Source organism: Dehalogenimonas alkenigignens, from assembly GCF_001466665.1.
Classification (GTDB): domain Bacteria; phylum Chloroflexota; class Dehalococcoidia; order Dehalococcoidales; family Dehalococcoidaceae; genus Dehalogenimonas; species Dehalogenimonas alkenigignens.
This window is the reverse complement of record NZ_KQ758903.1, coordinates 1,385,781-1,408,788: the sequence shown is the minus strand read 5'-3', so window position 1 is coordinate 1,408,788 and position 23,008 is coordinate 1,385,781. Positions and strand designations below refer to the sequence as shown.

The 23,008-nt window shown below is 49.9% G+C and carries 23 protein-coding genes and 3 tRNA genes; 12 read left to right on the top strand and 14 right to left on the bottom strand.

The features are described from left to right. Positions 1-3 precede the first annotated feature (3 nt). Positions 4-351: a 50S ribosomal protein L20 gene (gene rplT, locus DEALK_RS07345; protein WP_058439594.1), complete on the top strand. Its 348-nt coding sequence runs from the start codon at positions 4-6 to the stop codon at positions 349-351. 281 nt (positions 352-632) lie between these two features. On the opposite strand, the gene DEALK_RS07340 is transcribed toward rplT, so the two are convergent. Then, a tRNA-Arg gene (locus DEALK_RS07340) sits at positions 633-706 on the bottom strand. Positions 707-739: 33 nt separating this feature from the next. Further along, entirely contained in the window at positions 740-1,291 is a 552-nt protein-coding gene (locus tag DEALK_RS07335) for a COG2426 family protein (protein ID WP_058440093.1), read from the bottom strand. Positions 1,292-1,409: 118 nt separating this feature from the next. On the opposite strand from DEALK_RS07335, the gene dxs reads away from it, so the two are divergent. From dxs to DEALK_RS07300, 7 genes are read left to right on the top strand one after another with little or no spacing between them, the layout of a single operon-like run. Next, a complete protein-coding gene (gene dxs, locus DEALK_RS07330; protein WP_058439593.1) occupies positions 1,410-3,320 on the top strand; it encodes a 1-deoxy-D-xylulose-5-phosphate synthase in 1,911 nt (636 codons plus the stop codon). A gap of 60 nt (positions 3,321-3,380) precedes the next feature. Further along, complete coding sequence (locus tag DEALK_RS07325) at positions 3,381-4,568, top strand: phosphoglycerate kinase (RefSeq protein WP_058439592.1); 1,188 nt, start codon at positions 3,381-3,383, stop codon at positions 4,566-4,568. After that, positions 4,565-5,794 (top strand): 2,3-bisphosphoglycerate-independent phosphoglycerate mutase, encoded by a 1,230-nt coding sequence (locus tag DEALK_RS07320; protein WP_244881596.1) that lies wholly within the window; start codon positions 4,565-4,567, stop codon positions 5,792-5,794. The genes DEALK_RS07325 and DEALK_RS07320 overlap by 4 nt, the downstream gene beginning before the upstream one ends. Positions 5,795-5,798: 4 nt before the next feature. Continuing rightward, positions 5,799-6,560 (top strand): triose-phosphate isomerase, encoded by a 762-nt coding sequence (gene tpiA / locus DEALK_RS07315; RefSeq protein WP_058440091.1) that lies wholly within the window; start codon positions 5,799-5,801, stop codon positions 6,558-6,560. A gap of 24 nt (positions 6,561-6,584) precedes the next feature. Further along, positions 6,585-7,520, top strand: coding sequence for a tRNA (adenosine(37)-N6)-dimethylallyltransferase MiaA (gene miaA, locus DEALK_RS07310; protein ID WP_058439591.1), 936 nt, complete (start codon positions 6,585-6,587; stop codon positions 7,518-7,520). Next, positions 7,507-8,355 (top strand): diaminopimelate epimerase, encoded by an 849-nt coding sequence (dapF, locus tag DEALK_RS07305; protein WP_058439590.1) that lies wholly within the window; start codon positions 7,507-7,509, stop codon positions 8,353-8,355. Before miaA ends, dapF begins: the two co-directional genes overlap by 14 nt. Before the next feature lie 20 nt (positions 8,356-8,375). Continuing rightward, complete coding sequence (locus tag DEALK_RS07300) at positions 8,376-9,560, top strand: LL-diaminopimelate aminotransferase (RefSeq protein ID WP_058439589.1); 1,185 nt, start codon at positions 8,376-8,378, stop codon at positions 9,558-9,560. 109 nt (positions 9,561-9,669) lie between these two features. On the opposite strand, the gene hflX is transcribed toward DEALK_RS07300, so the two are convergent. The 4 genes from hflX to thrS form a co-directional block, all read right to left on the bottom strand. Continuing rightward, on the bottom strand, positions 9,670-10,806 hold the full coding sequence (gene hflX, locus DEALK_RS07295) for a GTPase HflX (RefSeq protein ID WP_240608192.1): 1,137 nt from the start codon (positions 10,804-10,806) through the stop codon (positions 9,670-9,672). Positions 10,807-10,920: 114 nt separating this feature from the next. Beyond that, positions 10,921-10,996, bottom strand: a tRNA-Ile gene (locus DEALK_RS07290). Between the two features lie 7 nt (positions 10,997-11,003). Beyond that, a complete protein-coding gene (locus DEALK_RS09640) occupies positions 11,004-11,678 on the bottom strand; it encodes an FmdB family zinc ribbon protein (protein ID WP_083496404.1) in 675 nt (224 codons plus the stop codon). A gap of 66 nt (positions 11,679-11,744) precedes the next feature. Beyond that, positions 11,745-13,493 carry a threonine--tRNA ligase gene (gene thrS, locus DEALK_RS07280; protein WP_058439588.1) on the bottom strand — a complete coding sequence of 583 codons (1,749 nt, stop codon included), beginning with the start codon at positions 13,491-13,493 and terminating at the stop codon, positions 11,745-11,747. A gap of 186 nt (positions 13,494-13,679) precedes the next feature. On the opposite strand from thrS, the gene DEALK_RS07275 reads away from it, so the two are divergent. Together DEALK_RS07275 and DEALK_RS07270 are read left to right on the top strand one after the other, a co-directional pair. Further along, a complete protein-coding gene (locus DEALK_RS07275; RefSeq protein ID WP_058439587.1) occupies positions 13,680-14,009 on the top strand; it encodes a YciI family protein in 330 nt (109 codons plus the stop codon). A gap of 107 nt (positions 14,010-14,116) precedes the next feature. After that, positions 14,117-14,206 (top strand) — tRNA-Ser (locus DEALK_RS07270). Between the two features lie 96 nt (positions 14,207-14,302). Here the strand turns inward: DEALK_RS07270 and DEALK_RS07265 are convergent. From DEALK_RS07265 to nfi, 4 genes are all read right to left on the bottom strand, one after another. Beyond that, positions 14,303-15,931, bottom strand: a complete 1,629-nt coding sequence (locus DEALK_RS07265; protein ID WP_058439586.1) for a peptide ABC transporter substrate-binding protein — start codon at positions 15,929-15,931, stop codon at positions 14,303-14,305. Further along, complete coding sequence (locus tag DEALK_RS07260; protein ID WP_165802711.1) at positions 15,928-17,094, bottom strand: peptidase MA family metallohydrolase; 1,167 nt, start codon at positions 17,092-17,094, stop codon at positions 15,928-15,930. The genes DEALK_RS07265 and DEALK_RS07260 overlap by 4 nt, the downstream gene beginning before the upstream one ends. A 58-nt stretch (positions 17,095-17,152) precedes the next feature. Beyond that, a protein-coding gene (prfB, locus tag DEALK_RS07255; RefSeq protein ID WP_186007590.1) for a peptide chain release factor 2 occupies positions 17,153-18,251 on the bottom strand; the annotation gives its coding sequence in 2 pieces (ribosomal slippage) (positions 17,153-18,184 and positions 18,186-18,251; 1,098 coding nt in all). Positions 18,252-18,276: 25 nt separating this feature from the next. Then, positions 18,277-18,957: a deoxyribonuclease V gene (gene nfi / locus DEALK_RS07250; RefSeq protein ID WP_058439583.1), complete on the bottom strand. Its 681-nt coding sequence runs from the start codon at positions 18,955-18,957 to the stop codon at positions 18,277-18,279. Between the two features lie 264 nt (positions 18,958-19,221). Here nfi and rpsP point away from each other — a divergent pair, with 264 nt between their 5' ends. Both rpsP and DEALK_RS07240 read left to right on the top strand, forming a co-directional pair. Continuing rightward, positions 19,222-19,461, top strand: a complete 240-nt coding sequence (gene rpsP / locus DEALK_RS07245) for a 30S ribosomal protein S16 (protein ID WP_058439582.1) — start codon at positions 19,222-19,224, stop codon at positions 19,459-19,461. 26 nt (positions 19,462-19,487) lie between these two features. Continuing rightward, entirely contained in the window at positions 19,488-19,715 is a 228-nt protein-coding gene (locus tag DEALK_RS07240; RefSeq protein ID WP_058439581.1) for a KH domain-containing protein, read from the top strand. Between the two features lie 197 nt (positions 19,716-19,912). Here DEALK_RS07240 and DEALK_RS09830 read toward each other — a convergent pair whose 3' ends face one another. From DEALK_RS09830 to atpG, 4 genes are all read right to left on the bottom strand, one after another. Then, entirely contained in the window at positions 19,913-20,041 is a 129-nt protein-coding gene (locus DEALK_RS09830; RefSeq protein WP_116632688.1) for a TM2 domain-containing protein, read from the bottom strand. A gap of 208 nt (positions 20,042-20,249) precedes the next feature. Beyond that, positions 20,250-20,693, bottom strand: a complete 444-nt coding sequence (locus DEALK_RS07235) for a F0F1 ATP synthase subunit epsilon (RefSeq protein WP_058439580.1) — start codon at positions 20,691-20,693, stop codon at positions 20,250-20,252. Between the two features lie 46 nt (positions 20,694-20,739). Then, positions 20,740-22,131, bottom strand: a complete 1,392-nt coding sequence (atpD, locus tag DEALK_RS07230; RefSeq protein WP_058439579.1) for a F0F1 ATP synthase subunit beta — start codon at positions 22,129-22,131, stop codon at positions 20,740-20,742. Between the two features lie 15 nt (positions 22,132-22,146). Further along, the gene (gene atpG / locus DEALK_RS07225) at positions 22,147-23,004 is read right to left on the bottom strand and encodes an ATP synthase F1 subunit gamma (protein WP_058439578.1); all 858 of its coding nucleotides are present in this window, start codon (positions 23,002-23,004) and stop codon (positions 22,147-22,149) included. Positions 23,005-23,008 lie beyond the last annotated feature (4 nt).

Genomic DNA, 23,008 nt, shown 5'->3' with positions numbered 1-23,008 from the left:
CAGATGGCTAGAATTAAAGGTGGAGTCTCAACCCACAAAAGACATAAGAATATTCTGGCGCTAACCAAAGGTCATCGGGGCCAGCGCAATCATATTTGGAAGCGGGCTCATGAGAGTGCAACACACGCATTGGCCTACGCATTCGCTCACCGCCGTGATAGGAAAGGCGATTTCCGGAAGCTTTGGATTGCACGCATCAACGCCGCCGCACGTATTAACGGCCTAACATACGGCAGGTTTATCGAAGGATTGCAGAAATCCGGCATAGCTCTTAACAGAAAGGCCTTAGCCGACCTGGCTGTGAACAATCCTGAGGCATTTGCAACATTGGCGAAAAATTCGCAGGGTTAGAAATTCGGTGCTATTACCAAACACCCTCTGCTATACGGTAGAGGGTGTTTGGTATATAATGGAAAAGTCATTAAGTCAGCGAGGTAACAGTAGTGCGCATCGGGCCGGTTGAAATCATCATCATTCTAGTGATTATAGGGGTTCTATTTTTCATATTTAAACGCCGCGGTTCACAATAGAATTCGAAGGACTCTGGGGAGTTGATCCTCTGGTCAACTTCGCTGACAGTAAAAAAGCCACACAATTACAATGTGTGGCTTTGTATTAAAGCGACTTGAAAACGTCCCAGGCGGGATTCGAACCCACGGCCCGCTGCTTAGAAGGCAGCCGCTCTATCCAGCTGAGCTACTGGGACACGCCGCTATACTAACACCAGGTTTAAACACGGTCAAGGCTTGAGTGTTGAGCGAGAAGAGGTTACTAACAAAAGCGTTAGAACTGATGCTCCCGCAACAATCGCTCCAAGCCAACCTATTAAGGACAGCATGGTCACAATCAGACCCGCAGCTAATACGCCATAGAAAATGTGCAATAATGCCTGGCGAAATGGGAATCCCATCAGGACGGCGGCGACAGATCCAGTCCAGGCGCCGGTCACTGGCAGCGGTATCGCGATAAAAATGACGAGCCCGAGCATGCCGTATTTTTGGATAGTTGTACTGCGGGATCGGGTGCGCCAAAATAACCAGGCGAAAAAACGCTTGAAAATGGGGTATTGCGAGAGAATTATTTCGGCTCTTCTAAGAAGCCCAAGTATTACGGGAACGGGCAGCATATTTCCAGCGACTGCAATGGCTAAAGTTGGAAACCATTCAAGATTAAAATAGTTGATTCCTATGGGGATCGCGCCGCGCAATTCAATGATCGGTAGAGTTGCGATGAGGAAAACGATGAATGACGGGGGCAACCCAAAGTCAGCCAAGGTCTGCTCGAGGCTCATGGCGGCGAGTGTATCAGAGCCATTCATTAAACGTCAATACGAACAAATTAGCTTGACATGGCAGTCGAACCGCTGTTAGTATTAAAAGTAAGCCTGAACCTCAATATAAAGGCGGTCCATGCCCAAAATTCTAGATAGTATCAACTCACCCTCCGATTTAAAATCAATCGATGGCTCTTCGCTATCCGAACTTGCTGCCGAAATCCGCGAAGAAATGGTTAGTCGGGTTACCGCAAATGGCGGGCATCTGGCATCAAGTCTTGGGGTCGTCGAGTTGACGATCGCCCTTCACCGCGTATTTGATTGCCCGAAAGACAAAATCGTTTGGGACGTAGGCCATCAATCATATGCCCATAAACTTATTACCGGCCGGCGTGAACAATTTTCAACACTGAGGCAATATGGGGGTCTGTCCGGTTTCACCTGCCGTGATGAGAGTCCTTATGACGCTTTTACTACCGGGCATGCCAGCACTTCAATTTCAGCAGCAATTGGGATGGCTTCTGCCCGGGATATTGCCGAAGAGAGTTTCCATGTGATTGCGGTTATCGGAGACGGCGCGATCACCGGAGGAATGGCTCTCGAAGCCCTTAACCATGCAGGCCATCTTGGCAAACGACTGATCGTTATTTTGAACGACAATGGCATGTCAATTTCACCGACTGTAGGCGCGATGTCGCGATTGTTCTCCCGTGTCCGGTTTGATCGACGATACTACCAGGCATCCGAAAAGAGTAAGCGTCTCTTATCCCGGTTTAGTATGGGAAAGCATTTCTGGAATTTCGGGCAGAAGATAAAAGGTAGTTTAAAAAAGATAATTATGCCGACCACTCTGTGGGAGGAATTCGGTTTTGCGTATTCCGGGCCAATAGACGGTCATAATATCAACGAAATCATTCAAGCGCTCGAAAAAGCAAAGAATTACACACATAAACCTGCGCTTATTCATTTGGTGACGACCAAAGGGAAGGGATATGCTCCAGCCGAAATAGACGCAGTAAATTTCCATGGGATCTCTCCAAAGGGAAGCCCAAAGAAAAACGGCAGCGGGCAGAAAGTACCGTCCTACAGCCAGGTGTTTGCCGAAACTGTTGAAATGATGGCGAAAGGTAATCCAAAGATAGCCGTCATCACTGCGGCAATGCCGGACGGCTATGGTCTGGGCCATATGCAATCAGTTATGCCAGATCGTATCTTTGATGTGGGCATTTGCGAACAACATGCTGTGACGTTTGCGGCAGGGTTAGCAGCACAGGGAATGACGCCCATTGTAGCGATATATTCCACATTCCTGCAGCGGGCATTCGATCAGATAATTCATGACGTTGCGCTGCCGAAGTTGCCTGTGGTTTTCGCTCTGGACAGGGGCGGAATTGTAGGTGAAGACGGGAAAACACATCAGGGGATTTTCGACCTATCATATTTATCATTGATTCCCAACATGATTGTTGCTTCGCCAAAGGATGAAAATGAACTTCAGCATCTTCTTTACACCGCGACGTTATGCGGAAGCCCAATGGCGGTGAGATATCCAAGAGGAACTGGTATTGGGGTCGAGCTCGAACATGAATTGAAAGAGATCCCAATTGGTTCAGCCGAAACCCTTCGGACCGGCGACAATGCAGCGATTTTAGCTACTGGGCCATCGGTTTCCGCCGCGCTAGCCGCATCAGAACGATTAAGTGAACGAGGCTACCGGGTTGCGGTAATCAATATGAGGTTTGTAAAACCCCTGGATGAACAATTAATACTAGATGTGGCCCGAGAAACTAAAAACATTATCTCGGTTGAGGAGAATGTTCTTTCAGGCGGTCTTGGGAGCCAGATAGCCTCCTTGCTGCATCGATCTGATGTTAGAGGGGTTCACCTTAAATGTCTTGGCATTCCGGATGAGTTTGTCAGCCATGGAACACAGGCGGAATTACGCTCCCTCTATCATCTGGATGCGAACGGGATTCAAACGGAAGTGCAGCGCTTCATTGAAGCCAACCGATTGATGAAACTCGACTTGATTTCTTCCCACGTTTAAAGGTTTACCGGCAAGATTAAATTATCTGGAATTGTCCCGAACGAAGCATCAGGAGCCATCATGGATCGAATGACGGTGCGTGACGTTGATGTCAAAGGCAAGCGTGTTCTCGTTCGGGTAGATTTCAATGTGCCGTTGAACCCAAACGGGAGCATTTCAGACGATGGCCGCATCCGTGCCGCAATACCAACGCTGGAATATCTGGTTGAGCAAGGGGCAAAGGTAATCATTGTATCCCATCTCGGGAGGCCCGATGGTAAATCCATTCCCTCGATGTCTCTTGAAGTAACGGGAGAACGTCTATCGGAATTGATTCGGCACCCGGTGAGATTCATTGATAAATGCATTGGGCCAGAAGTCGAGAGTGGCGTAAACAGCATGGCGGATGGAGATATCCTGCTCCTAGAAAACCTGCGGTTCCATTCAGAGGAAGAAACTAACGATCCTGAATTTTCGGCGAGACTTGCTCGTTTTGCCGACATCTTTGTCGATGATGCCTTCGGCACTGCTCATCGCAAGCATGCCTCAATCGTGGGCATCACACGGCACCTGCCATCAGTCGCCGGCTTGCTTCTGGAGAAAGAGCTGAATTCATTAGGTCATATTCTTGAAAAACCGGTGCGGCCTTTCTGTGTGCTGTTCGGCGGCGCAAAGATAGCGGATAAGGTGAAGCTACTTGAAAACGTCATGGATAAGGTGGATGTAATCCTTGTCGGCGGTGGTATGGCGGCGACTTTTCTCAAAGCGAATAATTACATCGTTGGGAAGTCCATTGTTGACGAAAAGGGCCTTGAGCTGGCAGCGAAAATCATGGCCAAAGCTGCACAACATAATATTCGATTACTCTTACCCAGAGATGTGGTTGTGACCGGTGATCTAACACCTGAAGCCCGCGGGATTTGCGTTCAGGTTGAGAATATCCCTCCACTGGGGAAGATCGTTGATATAGGCTTGCTGACAATAAACCAATTCACCCGGGAACTTGAACGCTGCCGAACCGTTTTTTGGAATGGTCCAATGGGAATATATGAAATGCCGCAATTCTCAGAAGGCACCAAGTGCATGGCAGATGTCATCAGCCGATTACACGCAACTACCATTATCGGTGGCGGTTCGACCGCTGAAATTGTGGCGGAACTTAAACTTGCCGATAAAATGAGTTTCGTTTCCACTGGGGGCGGAGCATCGATGCAGTATTTGTCCGGTGAAAACCTTCCCGGTGTCGAAGCATTGATGAGAAAGCTATGAGCTCTAACATAATGAATTCGGTTGACCAGATTTCATTGATGCGTGAATTATCGCTGGAAACTCCCAGCAAAATTGTTATGATCGTACTGGATGGTCTCGGGGGATTACCAAGTCCTGAAACCGGACGTACCGAACTGGAAAGCGCTGCGGTGCCTAATCTTAACGCCCTTGCTGCTAAATGTGTTTGCGGTTTATCTGACCCGGTTATGCCGGGTATCACTCCGGGAAGCGGGCCGGGGCATTTGGGCTTATTTGGATATGACCCGCTAAAGTTTATAATCGGCCGCGGTATTCTCGAAGCTTTGGGTATCGATTTTGAGCTGGAAGAAGGTGACGTGGCTGCCCGAGTCAATTTATGCACTCTGGATGATAATGGTGTCATCGTTGACCGGAGAGCCGGGAGAATAAACACCGAAAAAAGTCAGCAGATCGCCGCGCTGTTAAATAACATCGAGATTGACGGTGTCCAAGTTCTTGTGGAGCCAGTTAAGGATCATAGGTTAGTTGCGGTTTTCCGTGGTGGAGGGCTTTCAGATGCCCTCAGTGATTCCGATCCCCAACGTACCGGTTCTCGTCCGTTAGCAGTTTTTCCATCGCAGTCTTCAGCAAACCGAACCGCTTCCATTGTCAACCGTTTTCTTGAGACCGCAGCGGAGATTATCAGCGATTTTCATCCTGCTAATGGTTTGTTACTTCGGGGCTTCTCGAAAAAGCCGTCCTTTTTGAGTTTCAAAGAGGTCTACAAATTAAACGCATGCGCTATCGCCGGGTATCCAATGTATCGAGGATTGGCTAAAGTTGTGGGTATGACCGTGTTGAAGAGCGGAACCTCGTTGAGTGGACAGTTGGAAATCCTGAAAGCCAATTATCGCCAATTCGACTTCTTCTTTTTCCATATAAAGGCTACGGATGCGGCAGGGGAGGATGGCAACTTTCAGCGTAAAGTCAGCGCCATCGAAGAGTTTGATCGGTGCTTGCCGTTGATCACCGAACTGAATCCAGAAGTTATTTTAGTGACGGGCGATCACTCGACTCCGGCAATGATGGGAAGCCACAGTTGGCACCCGGTACCGGTGATGGTATCTGGCCGCTACTGCCGACCAGATACGGTTCGGGAGTTCAATGAAACCGCTTGCTGTCAGGGCGGTCTCGGCAGGTTGCCAGCATACCATTTGATGCCGCTAGTCATGGCCAATGCTTTAAAACTTGGGAAATATGGTGCTTGAAATAATGTCGCAACGTATTCGGGTCATTGCCGGTAACTGGAAGATGAACACAGTTTTGGATGAAGCTGTAGAGTTAGTGAATGGACTACGATACGAACTCGACGAAATTGACACCGTTGAGAAAATTATCTGTCCGCCGTTCATTTCGCTCGCAAAGATAAAGGAATTGCTCCAAGGCACCTCGATTAGGTTAGGCGCCCAAGATTTATTTTACGAGGATAAAGGGGCTTACACAGGTGAGATATCGGGGTCAATGCTGAGTGACCTTTGCCAGTATGTGATTGTCGGGCACTCCGAGCGAAGAGCATATTTTAACGAAGTAGATGAGATCGTAAATCGGAAAATGAAAGCGGCACTCCGGCATGGACTCAAGCCGATCATGTGTGTCGGCGAAAATCTTAAGCAAAATGAATCCGGTACTTCAGAGTCTGTTATCAGTGAACAACTCCGGGTCGGCTTGAGCGGGTTAACTTCCTCTAATCTTATGGTTGCCTATGAACCGGTGTGGGCGATAGGTACCGGAAAAGCTGCGACCGGAACGTATGCTCAAAAAATGATGGCATTTATCCGGCGCCAGATTGCTGAGATATTCACTGAAACTGCGGCAAACGAGCTTCCGATCCTTTACGGGGGCAGTGTTAACCCAGAAAATATCCTTGAAATGCTAGCTGAGCCGGATATCGACGGGGCTTTAGTCGGCGGAGCCAGCCTCAAGCCCGGATTGTTTTTGTCAATCGTCCGGCAAGCTGCGAAAAGTAGCTGTTAAGTTGTATCTACGGAAAGCTACATCGTGAACCGATTGATAGCTGTTGTGGGCCCGACAGGTACTGGTAAAAGCGCTCTGGCTGTTGAACTAGCAAAAATATTTGGCGGAGCGATTATTAATGCCGATAGCCGTCAGTTTTCCCGGCACCTGGATATTGGCACAGCAAAATTGTCTGTTGAGGAAAGAGATAACGTCCCGCATTATCTGATAGATATCATCGAGCCGAGTGAAGACTATAACATCGCGGAATTTCAACAGGCGGCGAACGCGATCATTGGAGAGGTCCAATCTCGAAAATGTATACCCATTTTGGTGGGCGGTAGCGGTCTATACGTATGGTCTTTGCTCGAGGGCTGGCAGATATCCAAAGTGCCGCCGGATCAGACCTTACGTCGAGTTCTTGAGAACCGCGCCAGAAAAGAAGGCCCCGAAGCCCTTTATCGGCAGCTTGATGAGAAAAGGGCTTTATCAATAGACCCGCGTAACATCCGCAGAGTTATCCGGGCTCTCGAGATACAGTTAAGTACACATCAGCAGGATCCCAACAAATCAAAAAAGATACCTCCGCCATACAGAATTCTAGTTATCGGGCTTACATGCAGCAGGACTGAGCTTTATCGACGGATTGACCAGCGAGTTGATAAAATGCTGTGTAAAGGCTTTGTCGAGGAGGTTGAAAGTCTCCTGACCAGGGGATTTTCTTCAGAAACACCCGGATTCAAAAGCGTTGGTTATAAGGAAGTTATTAAGTACCTTCGAGGCGAGCTGGATTATGAAGGTTTAAGTGAGCGTATTAAAGCAGAAACCCACAGATTGGTACGACAGCAATACAATTGGTTTCGGCTGAGTGACGATAGAATCCACTGGTTTGATATCACAGCCAGCGAATACAAGCCCGATGTTAATAACCTGGTTCTGGCGTTCATAAGGGGAGAAGGTGTCGGAAATGGATTTTACTAAAGTACAGAGTGTCGGCAATGACTTCGTCCTCGTTGAGTCTCGAGAGGACGCTTTCGATTGGAAAAGCCTTGCCCTGGCAATATGTGACCGTCATTATGGCGTGGGTTCAGATGGATTACTGGTTCTGTTGCCATCTTTAAAAGCTGATTTCCGTATGAGGATCTTCAATGCAGATGGATCCGAAGCCGAAGCGTGTGGCAACGGCCTTCGCTGCCTGGTGCATCATCTTATAACCACCGGAATGGCGCCTGGTGAAATGCTCTCCATCGAGACTTATGGGGGTATTCGGATAGCACAGGTGACCCTGATAAACGGCTCTCCCAATATCAAAATTGGTATGGGCGTACCCATTCTCGAACCGGATGAAATTCCCGTAGAAATCGATTCCGATCTTGGAGACCGCATTTGCGGCATGATATCCAATTATCCCGTTGAGGCAAACGGGAAACAACTAAATCTCAATTTCGTATCCATGGGAAATCCACATGCGGTGTGTTTCATAGACGATGCAGTCGCCGATTTCCCTTTAAATATCATCGGCCCGATGATTGAGCGCAACTCAATGTTTCCTAAAAGAACAAATCTTGAAGTCGTCAGAGTTATTAATCACGGAACCGTCGAGATGAGAGTGTGGGAGCGCGGAGTAGGGGAGACCCTCGCATGCGGTACTGGAGCCTGTGCCGTCGCCGTAGCCGGTTGGATTTTGGGACGCACCGGAAATAGAGTTGACATAAAACTTCCAGGTGGCCAGTTAACTGCGGACTGGTGCGGGCAAGGGGAGGTTTACTTATCGGGTCGGGCCGAAACCGTATTCAACGGCAGCTGGTTAAAATAGAGGGTTTGAAAGGCTTGAGGATGCAAATCGCCAAACGGATCGAAAATCTTCCGCCATATCTGTTTGTCACCATCAGTAGAAAAATCGCCGAGAAGCGAGCCCGTGGTGAAGAAGTAATCAGTTTTGGGATAGGCGATCCTGACCTGGCAACACCATCGCATATTATCGAGCGCCTATGCCAGGCGGCCAAAGATCCGGCCAATCACCGTTATCCTGAATCCGAAGGGTTGCCGGAATTACGGCAGGCTATCGCTCAATGGTATCAGCAGAGATTTGATGTTGGTCTAGACCCTAACGCGGAGGTGTTGCCTCTAATCGGCTCAAAGGAAGGCATCGGGCACCTTGCCTGGTGTTTGTTGAATCCCGGAGATGTTGCTTTGGTCCCTGATCCAGCTTATCCTGTTTATAGTATCAGTACTACACTTGCTGATGCAGAACCGTACTATTTGCCTCTTCGCCCGGAGAATGGATATCTGCCTGACCTGGGTGCTGTCCCTCAAACCATCTTGGATAGAGCCAAGATATTATGGATCTGTTATCCTAACAATCCAACTGGAGCGGTGGCAGATACGGCCTTTTTTGACCGCGTTGTCGCTTTCGCCAAACAACATGACATAATCGTGTGCCATGACGGACCTTATACCGAAGTTGCCTATGATGGTTACCGCCCGCCGAGTTTCTTGCAGGCGGTTGGTGCGAAAGAAGTCGGCGTTGAGTTCCATTCATTATCCAAGAGTTACAATATGACTGGATGGCGCGTTGGCATGGTTGTTGGTAATTCTCAGGTTATCGACGCGCTCAAACGGTTTAAATCTAATTTGGATTCGGGGATCCCCCAGGCAATACAACTTGCGGCAGTCGAGGCATTGACTGGTCCCCAGGATGAATTAACACTACATAACAATATTTATCAGAGACGTCGCGATCTAATGGTTGAAACTCTTCGCGATATGGGACTGGAGGTTTTGCTTCCCAAGGCAAGTCTCTATGTGTGGGCTAAAGTACCTCCAGGGTACGATTCCGCTGGATTCGCTTCAGAACTGTTAGAACAGGTTGGGGTTGTGGTAACTCCAGGGACCGGTTACGGCAAGGCAGGCGAAGGCTATGTTAGGTTGTCTCTGACTATCCCTGATGCCAGCCTTGTGAAGGGTTTATCACGTCTATCAGCGTGGAAAGGTACACTCGGACGTTCAAAAAACAGATAAAATGTTTGACGAAACAAGTAATATTATGTCAAATTACCATGATAGCGGATCGTTTAACACTACATAACATATATAGTGCGAACCTTATTCGATCCCTAAGTCTTCTCGATTAAGATACGCTTCCTTCTTCTGATCGATATGGTTCTGGCAGATACCTGCCTATTGTTTCTAGTAGATTCTTTAGACCCCATCTGCGAGTTGCCGATGTCAGGACAGTATTTGAAGGTTGAAATTGCAGAAAGTCGTCAAGCATGGAAAGTCTGTTAGGTTCATTCACTCTCCCCTTCAACTCAGGTAAAAGGTCTATCTTGTTAAATACTGTGATCCGGGGTTTCTCTCCTAAGCCTAAGTCATTTAGAATTTGTTCCACCGTTTGACACTGCTCGACGGCGTTAGGTGAATTGATATCGATGACATGTATTAGAAGGGTTGAATCAACGATTTCCTCAAGGGTTGCCCGGAACGCCTTTATGATTGTTGGAGGTAGTTTTTTAATGAAACCAACTGTATCGGTTAGTAAGAATTGACGGTTGTCAGGCAGACCTATCCGCCTGGTAGTGGGGTCTAAAGTCGCGAATAGTTTATTTTCTGCTTGAACATTTGACTTGGTAAGCGCGTTTAACAAACTGCTTTTCCCGCTGTTTGTATATCCTACGATGGCGATAACTGGAATGCCGCGGGCGCGTCTCGTATTTCGATACAGATTACGTTGCCGACTCACGCGATCGATATTATCTTTAAGCTTAGATATTCTTTGTTGTAACAGCCGTTTGTCAGATTCGAGTTGGGACTCGCCAGGTCCTCTGGTACCAATGCCGCCGCCAAGTCTTTCAAGGTGACTCCACTGTCCCGCCAGGCGCGGTAACAGATACTGGTATTGCGCCAATTCCACCTGAAGTTTGCCTTCCATCGTTTTGGCGTGCCGAGCAAAAATATCCAGAATAAGAGCAGCACGATCTATCACCTTAACTTTAAGGAAATCCTCAAGTGTTCTCTGTTGAGCAGGCGTGAGTTCATCATCGAAGATCGCCATTGAATATTGAAGTGTATTTTGTAAAGATAATAACTCTTCTAATTTCCCCTTACCCAAATAAGTCGATTTATTCGGCTGGCTCAGTTTTTGAATGAGGCGGCCAACTGATACTCCACCAGCTGTTGTTAATAACTGCTCAAGTTCGTTGAGTGAGTCCTGGACCGTCCATCCCGACTGTATCGCTTGCGACCCCGTATCTACGGCTACAAGTATCGTTTTTTCGGGTTTTTCAACCGTCTCAAACAGTTTTTTAACGATGATCCAGTTCCTCCAAAAAATAAGAACGGGGAAGAAAATCCTCTTCCTCGTTCTGTGAAAGGTTTGATTTGGTGGGCTCGGCAGGTTTCGAACCTGCGACCAAGCGGTTATGAGCCGCCCGCTCTAACCACTGAGCTACGAGCCCGGTAGCTTTAGAGATATTGCTCGTCTTCAGGTATCTCGTTTTCCGATTCTTCCTCTGTAACCGTCTTTTTTCGGTCAAATTTGCTTTCTTTTTTCTGTCCGGTCGGTTTGATGACCGGCGGGTAATCAAAAGCCGGCTTATCCTCTTCCCAGGTTTCGGTGGCAGGATTCCACTTCATTTTTTCTTTGTAGGCTTGTTCAGCAGCATCAATTTTTTGAAGTTCTTTCAGGGCTTCATACCGCGTCTTTTCCAGCGGATCCACTTTGGAAGATTTGAGCGCCCAAGCGGCATAATCCTTCTCAGCGGTTTCCTTCATCCGCTTCTCGTCTTTTTCTTTCTCCTGTTTAACCAGCTCTTCTTTAGCCCATTCCACCCAAGCTTCAGGACCCTTACCGCAAGCCTGCTCGCGCTCTTTTCGCCAGCGGGCTAGAGGATCTGGATCCTTTATTTTGTCATCTTCAACCCGCCTTTGTGATAACCACATCTTCTCCTTGGCTTTATCCTGGGTCAGCAGGTAACTGTCCGCCGGAGTAGCCATTACCTGAGAGAAATTTGATGACAGAATCCGATCACATTCAACGTTACAGGTTGGACATGGGGTTATCGCGTCACATTCACTGAATGGACGCCGCAGTTCAAATGTCTTCCGGCACTGCGGACAGATGTATTCATAAATCGGCATTAAACCAAACCCCCGAGACGTTTATTTTACGTTAAATTGTATCACTTACCAAAGCTCCCGGGCAAGTTAGACGACGACATTTGGCAGTCGGTCACGAATCGCTGTGTTGATTGATTCCTTAAACTCTTCGAGGCCGACCCCAAATTTTTGCTCCCCTGTACGCAGACGAACGGCGACGGTACGGTTGTCAATCTCCTTATCGCCGATGACCAGCATACATGGGATTTTCTCAAGTTGTGCCTGCCTTATTTTTTGGTTGATGGTCTCCGACCTTTGATCAAGATATACCCGGATGCCCTGTAATTTAAGGTTTTCCGCCAATTTACGTGCATATTCAATGTGCCTGTCTGAGATCGGCAGCACGGCAGCCTGCACCGGGTGCAACCAGACAGGGAAAGCTCCCGCATAGTGTTCAATGAGTAGCCCGAAGAATCGTTCCCATGAACCTAATAAAGCCCGATGTACCATATATGGTCGATGCTCCTGCCCATCTGCGCCTGTATAAACCATCTCAAAGCGCTCTGGCAGATTAAAGTCAAACTGAATGGTCGTCATCTGCCATTCGCGCCCTAAAGCATCTTTTACCTTAAGATCTATTTTAGGGCCGTAAAACGCGCCGCCGCCCTCATCAATTTTGTAGTCTAATCCCTGAGCGTCCAACACCCGTTTCAACGCATCCGATGCTTTTTGCCACTGCTCTTCTGTGCCGATGGCTTTTTCCGGCCGGGTTGCCAGGTACAGCTGATGTTCTTTGAATCCAAAAGTGTTCCACATTTTAAAAGAGAAATTTATAACTTCGGATATCTCGCTTTCAATCTGTTCCGGAGTACATATAATATGAGCATCATCTTGAGTGAAGCCCCGAACCCGTAGAAGACCGGTCAAGACACCGCTGCGCTCGTACCGGTAGACTGTCCCCAGTTCGGCCCAACGTAGCGGCAGGTCGCGGTAGGACCGAGCCTGAGATTTATAGTACAGGATGTGGAACGGGCAATTCATCGGTTTCACATAATAATCTTGCCCGTCGATATCCATTGGGGAGTACATAATATCTTTATAATTGGCCAGGTGACCTGAGATCTCCCACAGCGTGCTCCGCCCGATGTGTGGGCTGTAAAGGATTTCATAGCCGTTGTCATAATGTTCGCGGCGCCAGAATTCTTCGATTGTGGTTCTGATACGGCCTGCTTTTGGCCCGTAAATGACAAGACCGCCTCCGATTTCATCTGGGGTCGCGAAAAGGTTCAACTGTTTATTAATCCTGCGGTGATCACGCGCTTCAAGTTCAGCCAGTCGCTTTAAATATTCATCCAGTTCGGACTTGGTTTGGAAAGCCGCTCCGTAAATGCGCTGTAGCATCGGTCGTTTTTCATTTCCTCTCCAGTAGGCACCGGCGATGGACAATAACTTGAAAGCCTTCACCCTGGCGGTATGGGAGACGTGCGGACCTTTGCACAGATCAACAAAGTCACCGTTTCGGTAAAGTATTGCATCTTCATCGGCAGGCAACTCCGACAACAATTCCAATTTATACGGCTGATCGGCAAAGGTTATTTCAGCCTCCATTCGCCCTACTGCTTCTCGCATGAAGGGAAGGTTTTGTTTGACGATGTCGTTCATTTTAGCTTCTATCAGAGGCAGGTCATCCTGAGACAGTGCTCGAGAAAGCTCAAAATCGTAATAAAAACCATTTTCAATTGCTGGTCCTATCCCCAACTTGGTTCCCGGGAATAGCTGCGATACCGCATAAGCCAGGATATGAGCGGCGGAATGACGCATTATGTCAAGTGCTTCACTTGGCGTACCGTGTACCATTTGCATTACCTCTGAAATCGATTCGTTATAATCACAGTTTATTTGATGGCAATTCCGGCCATTATAGCCCCACCCTCGGAAGGACGCAACGATACATACCATTCATGCTTTCTTGACATGGCACTAACCTCAATCTACAATTCAAACACAAACCATTTGTTGAGAATATCCGAATCGGAGGCGGTTATGAAGTTCTTGGTATCCGGTCATCAGACTCTGGCCGCCGCGGAGCATCGGTCCCAACTAAACTATCTTGAATCGAGCAAAGAGTGGGTTCAGCGCCTTCGTGACGAGAAAAAGCTTTGCGGGGCCTATAGTTTCCCGGATGGCGGAGGTATATTCATCATAGATGCCACCTCTCATGAAGAACTTACAAGTATAATGCTGAGCTTTCCGTTGATCCACCTGAGCAAGTTTTCTGTACAACCTTTAGCCGATTTTGAAAAGACCAGTGACATTATCATTGAAGCTATCGGCGGCATTACCGACATGAGACAGCATATATTCTGCCCCTGATTGTTCAATTTGGGTTAAATCAAAATTCTAAACCAGAACGATAGTTATCCTTCTCAGACTCGAATGCGTTTTCCCTGGTTTCATGTTAAAATGCTCCCCGCTTTAACGGAGGGTTGTCCGAGCGGCCTATGGTGACGGTCTTGAAAACCGTTGCTCTCGCAAGAGAGCCGTGGGTTCGAATCCCACACCCTCCGCCATCATTTTTATCATTTGTACAGGTATATCATTTGTACAAAGTTGCTAGACAGGCTTAAAGGCGAAAACGGTCGACATTCTTCAAACGATAAGATTTTTCAATGAACGCTTAGACTTATCGGTGAGGGGATGTCTGACCGTTCAATAGTTACATTCTGGAGTACTGGCACGCCCAACGGATTGAGCTCGTACCCGATAACATAAGGCTTTATTAAAATATAGTTTCGACCGAATAAAATCGGCCACACAGCCGCGTCCTGCACAATCAGGTCTTCAGCTTGACGGTATAATGCCTGACTCATAGCAGTATCGGATAAACCCGCAGCTTGATCAAGAAGGCTGTCAACCTCTTCGTTTGAGTACTCTCCCCAATTGTTATCGGCTCCGGTTTGAAAAAGTACCTCAAGAAAATTCTGTTGATGAGGATAGTCTGCAATCCAACCCTGGTAGTAAATTTGATCCTTCTCCTGCTTTAAGTTGTACAAGAACCTTTCAGGTTCCAGCTGCCGAATACTGACGTCAATTCCTAAGTTCGTTTTCCACTGAAAGATTATCGCTTCAAGCTCTGGTGTGATCGTTCCTCCATATCCCAGCGTCGTTAGAACAATCTGAGGTATATTTTCGATACTCCCATAACTAGATTGTGATATTAGGGCGTCTGCAAGACGAAGGTCGAATCCCAATCCGCTCATGGTAGAATTGTGCCCAGGTATCCCCGGCGGTACTATGCCTTGGGCTGCTTGGGGAATATCGTTGAATACAAGCCTGACGATTGTCTCGCGATCTAGCGCCAGGCAAAACGCCTGCCTGATGAGCGGGTCATTAAATGGAGGTGAGTTGCAACTAAACCCTAAAAAATAGAAGCTGAGTTCAGAGACGACCTGCGCTTCACTGGCGAAAGGTCCATTTACGTCGAGAGCTCGGTCGATATATGCTCGATCGACGACGGCGACATCTACCTGCCCCGTCTCGTAAAGGTCCATTGGGCGGCCGGCAAGAAAACGGAAAACGACACTCTCAAGTTTCGGTGCACCGCCATAATAGTCCGAGTTACGGTCCAAGCGGATGAATGAATTGGAACTCCACTCCGCTAATTTAAACGGGCCGGTACCTATAGGGCTGCGCCACCACTGAGCGCCACCGACGCTGTTTCTGTCGACGACGTATGCTGTGGCATAAGTCAGTTTTGCCAAGAAATAGGACCTCGGCTTGTCTATCCCAATTGACAGCGTGTAATCATCGATAATATGTAGACCTTCCAGACTTATTGAGGCGCCTGACAGCATTTGAACTGCGCCCACGATATCCCCGAGGTATGTTCTAGCGGTAGTGGAACCTGTGGAAGGAGTAAGTGCCCTTTCAAATGAATATTTGATATCCGCCGAGGTGACTGGCCGGCCATCATGAAACTTGACATCTTTTCGCAGCTTGAAAGTGTACGTTGTCCCGTCGGCGCTGATAGTCCAACTTTCAGCGATGTCTGGCATCACGCCAGTGTCGGTAATTTTAACAAGACCGCTAAATATCTGGGTGACAAAAGTGAGGGCGCCCGCGTCCCCTACCATGGCCGGGTCAAGGGTGAATGGTTCGGCGGTAGTCAATGTCAGACGCCCGCCTGAACTCGTGGGAGAAGGAACTATTGCCGCAGGTGTGCACGAAGATGTAATCAACAGGCTGAACGCGGCTAAAAGAATTATAAAAGAAGCCCCGATACGAAAACCGGTCATGATTTTTTCCTGTCGGTAAACGATGCGGGATAGAATAACCAAACTCCTATAATCGATGTGGCGCCGGCGACCATCACCATGAGAACCACCAGCCACGGTGTCCAGATTATATCTGAGTTAACTCTCTCGGGAACAGTGTTTACGATGAAGGTTTGCCAATCCTTATTAAGACCTTCAGTGTCAAATCCGTAGACTGCAAGTAGTGCATCATCTGTCGTTGCGCCAGAGGCGAAAGTGTTAAGTAGTTGAAGCATTTTGTCCTGACCATATTGTTCGATAAGGTATTTGACTATGTGATAGCTCTGGGCATACGATAAATACGAGAGATTCGCGAAGGCTGAAAACGGACTCGCCAGGGAAGCAACGGAAAACAGGGTTTGTTGATCCAATGCCGCATTCATGAAGGCAACATAAACCGCATCCAGCGGCCCTTCGGCATACATCGACAGCCCTTCGTTTAACCAGGTTGGTATTCCTCCGTAAGGATTATCGGTCATCTGGCTGGTCACCAGGTGCGCCAGTTCGTGGACGATAGCCCGCTTCCCCCAGGAAACGTTTGCCGGTTCAATCCCGATACAAATCGTATTAAAATCAGTAAAAGCTACGCCGCCCGTCCATTCCTGGGGGAACACCATAGAACCTTGTAAGGCTTGAGCGTTTTCATAGATATAGATCGAAACCGGCTGGACCAAAGCAGCGCCCGTATCTTCGTGGAGCTTGATAAGAGCTTGCTGCGCGGTATCCATGAGCGTTTTCGCAAATGAATCCGAACCTGAATACCAATTCAGGGTGACCAGACCCTGAGACAGGGCTTTCCATGAGTAACGATTATCATCGAATCTTATGGTTGTTACCTGGCTCTGCGTGACAGACCCGTTTGCATCGGTGATTGTCCACCAGTAATCTATGAGGGTGCCAGGCGGTAAACCGCCAGCTCGTCTGAGATCGATGGTGTATCCGAGGTCAACATTTTTACTTGGAGTGAAGCGTACCAAAGCCTCGCTCACTACAATAGCATAGCTCTGGCGGTGAACTCGATAATGCAGCCGAGCGCCTGTAATCTCATAATCGCTTGACGCAGAAAGATTAAAACTGATGTTGGTAGGAAACTGGCCGAAGTTTGCTGATTTGGTGATCTGAATTGAATCGGCCTCGATGAACACAGGTGGACACAAACATATCCATAACAGTACTGAGACTAGCAACGCCGACCAGGACCGTTTAACCATCGGTGAGAATCTCTTTCAAGTAAGCGCCGATAAAACCGTCGATGTCACCTTCCTCCAGCACCGCTGCGGTATTGCCGGTCTCGTAACCGGTGCGGTGGTCCTTGACCATTTTATACGGGTGTAGTACGTAGCTCCGTATCTGACTGCCCCACTCCGCTGAGATACGCTCGCCTTTGAGCCTGGCCCTCTCGGCTTCCTGTTCGGCGATCTTGAGCTTAAGCAGCCGCGCTTTGAGCAGCCCCATAGCTATCTCCCGGTTTTGGTGTTGTGAACGTTCCGTCTGGGCAGTGACTACCGTCCCGGTTGGAATGTGGGTTAGACGCACCGCTGAAGATACTTTCTGCACGTTCTGCCCGCCGGCGCCACTGGAACGGTATGCTTCCAGTTTGATGTCCTCCGGATCGATTTCGATATCAGCGTCGGCTTCGGCTTCGGGCATGACCTCAACTAAGGCAAATGAGGTATGCCGGGCATGGTCGGAATCGAATGGCGACAGCCGAATCAGCCGATGGACGCCGTGCTCGCTCTTGAGATTGCCATAAGCGTAGCGGCCCCGGAAGATGACGGTGACGCTTTTTATACCGGCCTCATCACCAGCCGAGGTCTCCAATACCTCAGTAATGTAATCGCGCCTCTCGGCCCAGCGCAGGTACATGCTGAGCAGCATCTCGGCCCAGTCCTGGCTTTCCACTCCACCGGCCCCAGCGTGGATGGACAAAATGGCGTTGCGCTCGTCATACTCCCCGCCGTAGGCTAGTTCAAATTCCAGTTTGTCCAATTCGCCAGCCAGAGCATCCATTTCCTCCGCTACTTGGCCGGACAATGCCGGGTCTTCCTCCGCCAGCGATTCAAGTTCGGTCAGGTCAGCTAACCGCTTTTCCAAGCCTCGCCACTGCTCGACCGATTTTTTAAGTTCGGTCAGGCGTCGCATGATCCCCTGGGCTTTCGTTGAATCCTGCCAGAACTCAGCCTGGCCGGTCAGTTTCTCAAACTCCACTATTTCTGTTTCTTTAGCCGAGATGTCAAAGACGCACCATGTCATGGGAAATCCGTTTGGATAGCTCGGAAAATCGGTCAGTCAATTCTGCCATCGTATCTCCAATATATAACGCCCGGTTACACTTTAAGGTTAGCGCTGCGGCCGGCGGTTAAGTGCGCTCGTCGCACCGGTTCCGGCAGTCGGAAGCGGCTGGTTAATTTAAGCACCCAAGACGCTGCGAATTCAAGGCCGATGCGGTGACCGACCGAAATATATACCGGCTTGCTGCCTTCGCGGGTGCGGATAACACGGCCGATGACCTCGTCGCCCTCGTATAAGTCGGCGCTGCTGCCCCGGCTCCAGCCGACCTCATCATGTTTGCCGCACAACCTTGACTTGGCACAGCCGATGGTGGGCTTGTCGATAAATAGCCCCAGGTGGGCTGCGATTCCCAGCCTTCGCGGGTGAGCTACGCCGTGGCCGTCGACAATGAACAGGTCGGGTTCAAAATCGAGTTTCTCCAGGGCAGGCAAAATCAATGGAAGTTCACGGAACGAAAGCAGTCCCGGAATATAAGGCATTGCCGCCGGACCTTCGTGAATGGATTCCGCGATGATTTCGAGCGCAGGGTAGTTAATGACTACCACTGCGGCCCTCCCGGTACTCCCCTGTCTGCCGATGGAAACATCAACCCCGGCGATGAGAAAAATATTGCCTTCCGGTTGATCGACTGTTTTGATCGCCGGCGCCAACTCAGCCTGAAGTTTTATCGCGTTGGCTCGTGTTAGGTCGAAGCGATGTAGTTTATTAATGTTCACTTTATGTAATTATACCTGTCGTACACTACCTTGCCAAGCCGCTGGATTTATTAAAAACGGCTGATACTCACTTTAATTCCTTTGCGAGTCATCTGAAAGAGGATACATCTTCAACTTCTGCGTCTATCCTTTGGGTCGAACCAGAACAGAGAACAAATGTGTAGTTTGTGAATTGTACTTTCGATATAGTCTTTTTGTATTTGACACTGCTATCCGCATATTGGATAATAGCCCAAAAAGAGAAGCGAGTATTCCAGAATCAGCATGCTGAAAATTAAACTGCGCAGAATGGGTGCCCCGAAAAAACCGAGCTACCGGATGGTCGTCGCCGATTCCCGGACTTCCCGTGGCGGCGCGTTTCTGGAGATTATAGGTCTCTACGATCCAATGACCGAGCCTGAAACTGTTAAAGTTGAGGTCGAGAAAGCCAAGAACTGGATCAGTAAAGGCGCCCAGCCCACTGACACCGTTAACCGACTGCTCAAAAAAGTCGGGGTTCTATAGACTCTAACCCAGACAAGGAGCCCACCATGAAAGAGCTAGTGGAGTACATCGCCAAATCATTGGCGGACAAACCGGACGCGGTGGTGGTCACCGAAGAACAGGAAGAGGAAGGCCTCAAACTAACCCTACAGGTGGATGATGTAGACAAGGGTCGCATCATCGGCAAGCAAGGCCGCATCGCCCAGGCTATGCGCACCCTCATTCGGGTGAAAGCGGCCAAAGCCGGCACCAAAGCCCGCCTAGAGATCCTCTAGCATTTCCCCGGCTCTTACTATCGATAATAATTCAAAAAGGGGTGCGTTATTACGCACCCCTTTTGCTTTTCCGCAATATTCGCCTAACGGTACGTCATGAGATTTCCCAAGTGTGAAAAGGGTATTACTAGGATTTAACAGGTGAATCTCAACCCGGGTTCGCTACCATTTGGCTATCACCCATCCTTTTATGTCTTTCATCTGGCCTGATACCGCCTGATAATATCGACCAGTGCCCAGATACCGAAACTTCCCAACGTCAATAGCATCAGAAAACCCGTACCCGCTTTGCCCAGACACCGGCGGTGCGCTCCGAATACCCCCAAAAAAGTTCATAGGCTTATCGCCAGCCGTGACTTGTCCGAGACTGTAATGGCAGTCATGGTACTTTCTACCTCATCAGATTATTGAGTGAATTATGGACCCGCCGCAGGCAACCTACAACCAACGATTCGCTGTGAGAATAAACACCTTAAAAACAAAACAGGCTCCGGATGCCCGGAGCCTGTCGTATATTCTCTTCCAACTAAGAATTTAGTTCGCTGGCGGCGGTCGAAGCGAACCCTTGCGTCGTTTCGACTTCTCGGCAATGGCCAACCTCGCCATAGCCCGGTGGAGGGCTGCTTCGCTCTCAGCGGCGTCGAAGCCGGGTTGGTATTTTTCGGCCATACGCTGTTCGGCCTTACGCCGTGCTTCTTCCGCCCGCGCCAGGTCGATCTCCTCGGCACGCTCGCAAGTATCAGCCAGAACGATGACCCGGTCAGGTCTGACCTCCATGAAACCTCCTGCTACACACAGCAGGAATTCCTCACTGCCCTTGCGCGCCCGGAGTTCGCCGGTTTTTAAAGCTGTCATCAACGGCGTATGGTGCGGCAGTATGCCAAGCTCACCCTCGATGCCCGGCGCTACTACAATATCGACATCGTCGGAAAAAACACTGCGCTCAGGGGTGACTACCTCAAGTCTTATCGTTGCCAAGATCGACTCCGATGCTATCTATTCTATCGCACGCTCGATAATGGCGCTAGGTCGCCATTTTAGCCGCAGCTTCGACCGCCTCGTCGATGCTGCCCACCATATAGAATGCTTGTTCCGGCAACGCATCATGCTTGCCTTCCAGGATTTCTTTAAAGCCGCGGATGGTTTCGGACAGCGGCACATACTTACCTGGCCTGCCGGTGAAGATCTCGGAAACGAAGAACGGCTGGGTCAAGAAACGCTGGATTTTACGGGCTCGGGCAACCGTGGCCTTATCTTCTTCGGAGAGCTCTTCCATACCCAGGATGGCGATGACATCCTGCAGATCCTTGTAGCGCTGCAGCACCCGCTGCACCTCGCGAGCGACTCGATAATGCTCGTCGCCGACGACGATAGGATCAAGGATGCGAGAGTTAGACGCCAGCGGGTCCACAGCCGGGAACAGAGCCTGAGCCGCCAGCGAGCGCTCCAAAGCGATTACGGCATCAAGGTGGCCGAAGGTGGCCACTACGCCCGGATCGGTATAATCGTCGGCAGGGACGTAAATCGCTTGGAAGGAGGTGATGGAGCCATTCTTGGTAGTGGTGATGCGCTCCTGGAGGGCGCCCATCTCGGTAGCCAACGTCGGCTGGTAACCCACCGCGGAAGGCATGCGGCCGAGTAAAGCGGAAACTTCAACGCCGGCCAGAGTATAGCGATAGATGTTGTCGATGAAAAGTAGTACGTCGCGATGTTCCACGTCGCGGAAATACTCGGCCATGGTCAGGCCGGTCAAGGCGATGCGCAAACGGACAGCCGGCAACTCGTTCATCTGGCCGAAGACCAGGGCTGTCTTGGCAATAACGCCGGAGTCCTTCATTTCATGCCACAGGTCGTTACCCTCGCGAGAACGCTCGCCGACGCCGGCGAAGACTGAGAAGCCGCCATGCTCCGAGGCGATGTTACGGATGAGTTCCTGGATGATAACCGTCTTGCCCACGCCGGCACCACCGTAAGCGCCGATCTTACCGCCACGGGCGAATGGGGTAATCAGGTCAATAACTTTGATGCCAGTTTCCAGCATCTGGGCTGTCGTTTCTTGCTCATCGAAGGGCGGGGCGTTGCGGTGGATCGGCCAGCGTTCGGTGGCTTTGACCTCGCCTTCATTATCAAGGGGTTCGCCTAACACGTTGAAGATACGGCCCAGGGTAGCCTGGCCGACAGGAACGGAAACCGGCGCACCGGTATCGACTACCTCGGCGCCGCGGGCAAGTCCGTCAGTGGGCATGAATGAGAGACACCGTACCCAGTTGTTGCCAACGTGCGCCTGGACTTCCAGCACAATGCGTTCGCCCTCGTTGTCAATCTCAAGGGCGTTGAACAGCGCCGGAAGTTCCGCCGACGGAAACTCGATGTCTACCACCGAGCCGATAACCTGTACTACTTTGCCTTTGGCCATCAAATCCTCCAGTTATTAAGCCAGCGCCGCCACGCCGCCGACGATATCGAGGAGTTCGGCGGTGATGGACTCCTGCCGGGCTTTGTTGTATTCCAGGGTAAGTTCGCCGATCAGTTCGTTGGCGTTCTGGGTGGCGCTCCTCATCGCAACCATCCGCGCCGACTGCTCCGAGGCAATGGATTCCAGTATTAGATGGTAGATCTTCATCTCGACATAGCGCGGCAGGAGCGAACCCAGCACCGCGGCGGCGTCCGGTTCGAAGATGTATTCAACATTCTGCGTCGGGGGTATCTCAGCCGGCTCAACCGGCAGCAACTTGATGATGACCGGCTTCTGTACCATGGTGGAAACAAACTGGGTGTAAGCCACATAAACTTCGTCGACCACGCCGGACTTGAAATCGTCCATGATTATGCGGGAGATGGGCAGTGTGTCATAGAGACCGGGCTTGTCGCCCAGGCCGGTGAATTCGGCGACGATATTCCGCTGCGCACGGCGCATGGCGTCAAGGCCTTTTTTACCGACGACGACCATCTGCAGCGGCGTCTCGCGGTGCTCAACGGCAAAATTTAGAGCGGCGCGGTTGATGTTGCCCACCAGGCCGCCGGACAGTCCGCGGTCCGGGGTGATCTGCAGCAGCGCGATCTTCTTAACTGGCCTCTGCGCCAACAATGGGTCTCCCCCCTTGCCTGCCGTAAGAGCTGACAGAGCGGCGATGACCGCGGTTATTTTTTCTGAATAAGGCCGTCCAGCCAAGCCGCGGTCCTGCGCTTTGCGCATCTTCGAGGCGGCTATCATCTCCATGGCCCGGGTGATCTTGGCGATGTTTTTGACGCCGCGGATGCGCAGCCGGATGGCTCTTAAATTAGCCATTTAT

Bases quoted from the DNA above. Each gene is read 5' to 3' on its own strand.
- DEALK_RS07240 (WP_058439581.1), top strand. From the start codon at position 19,488: ATGAAAGAGCTAGTGGAGTACATCGCCAAATCATTGGCGGACAAACCG.
- DEALK_RS07265 (WP_058439586.1), bottom strand. From the start codon at position 15,931: ATGACCGGTTTTCGTATCGGGGCTTCTTTTATAATTCTTTTAGCCGCG.
- DEALK_RS07275 (WP_058439587.1), top strand. From the start codon at position 13,680: ATGAAGTTCTTGGTATCCGGTCATCAGACTCTGGCCGCCGCGGAGCAT.
- atpD (WP_058439579.1), bottom strand. From the start codon at position 22,131: ATGGCCAAAGGCAAAGTAGTACAGGTTATCGGCTCGGTGGTAGACATC.
- rpsP (WP_058439582.1), top strand. From the start codon at position 19,222: ATGCTGAAAATTAAACTGCGCAGAATGGGTGCCCCGAAAAAACCGAGC.
- DEALK_RS07320 (WP_244881596.1), top strand. From the start codon at position 4,565: ATGAGCTCTAACATAATGAATTCGGTTGACCAGATTTCATTGATGCGT.
- rplT (WP_058439594.1), top strand. From the start codon at position 4: ATGGCTAGAATTAAAGGTGGAGTCTCAACCCACAAAAGACATAAGAAT.
- dxs (WP_058439593.1), top strand. From the start codon at position 1,410: ATGCCCAAAATTCTAGATAGTATCAACTCACCCTCCGATTTAAAATCA.
- thrS (WP_058439588.1), bottom strand. From the start codon at position 13,493: ATGGTACACGGTACGCCAAGTGAAGCACTTGACATAATGCGTCATTCC.
- DEALK_RS07325 (WP_058439592.1), top strand. From the start codon at position 3,381: ATGGATCGAATGACGGTGCGTGACGTTGATGTCAAAGGCAAGCGTGTT.
- tpiA (WP_058440091.1), top strand. From the start codon at position 5,799: ATGTCGCAACGTATTCGGGTCATTGCCGGTAACTGGAAGATGAACACA.
- DEALK_RS09640 (WP_083496404.1), bottom strand. From the start codon at position 11,678: ATGCCGATTTATGAATACATCTGTCCGCAGTGCCGGAAGACATTTGAA.
- dapF (WP_058439590.1), top strand. From the start codon at position 7,507: ATGGATTTTACTAAAGTACAGAGTGTCGGCAATGACTTCGTCCTCGTT.
- atpG (WP_058439578.1), bottom strand. From the start codon at position 23,004: ATGGCTAATTTAAGAGCCATCCGGCTGCGCATCCGCGGCGTCAAAAAC.
- DEALK_RS07300 (WP_058439589.1), top strand. From the start codon at position 8,376: ATGCAAATCGCCAAACGGATCGAAAATCTTCCGCCATATCTGTTTGTC.
- DEALK_RS07335 (WP_058440093.1), bottom strand. From the start codon at position 1,291: ATGAGCCTCGAGCAGACCTTGGCTGACTTTGGGTTGCCCCCGTCATTC.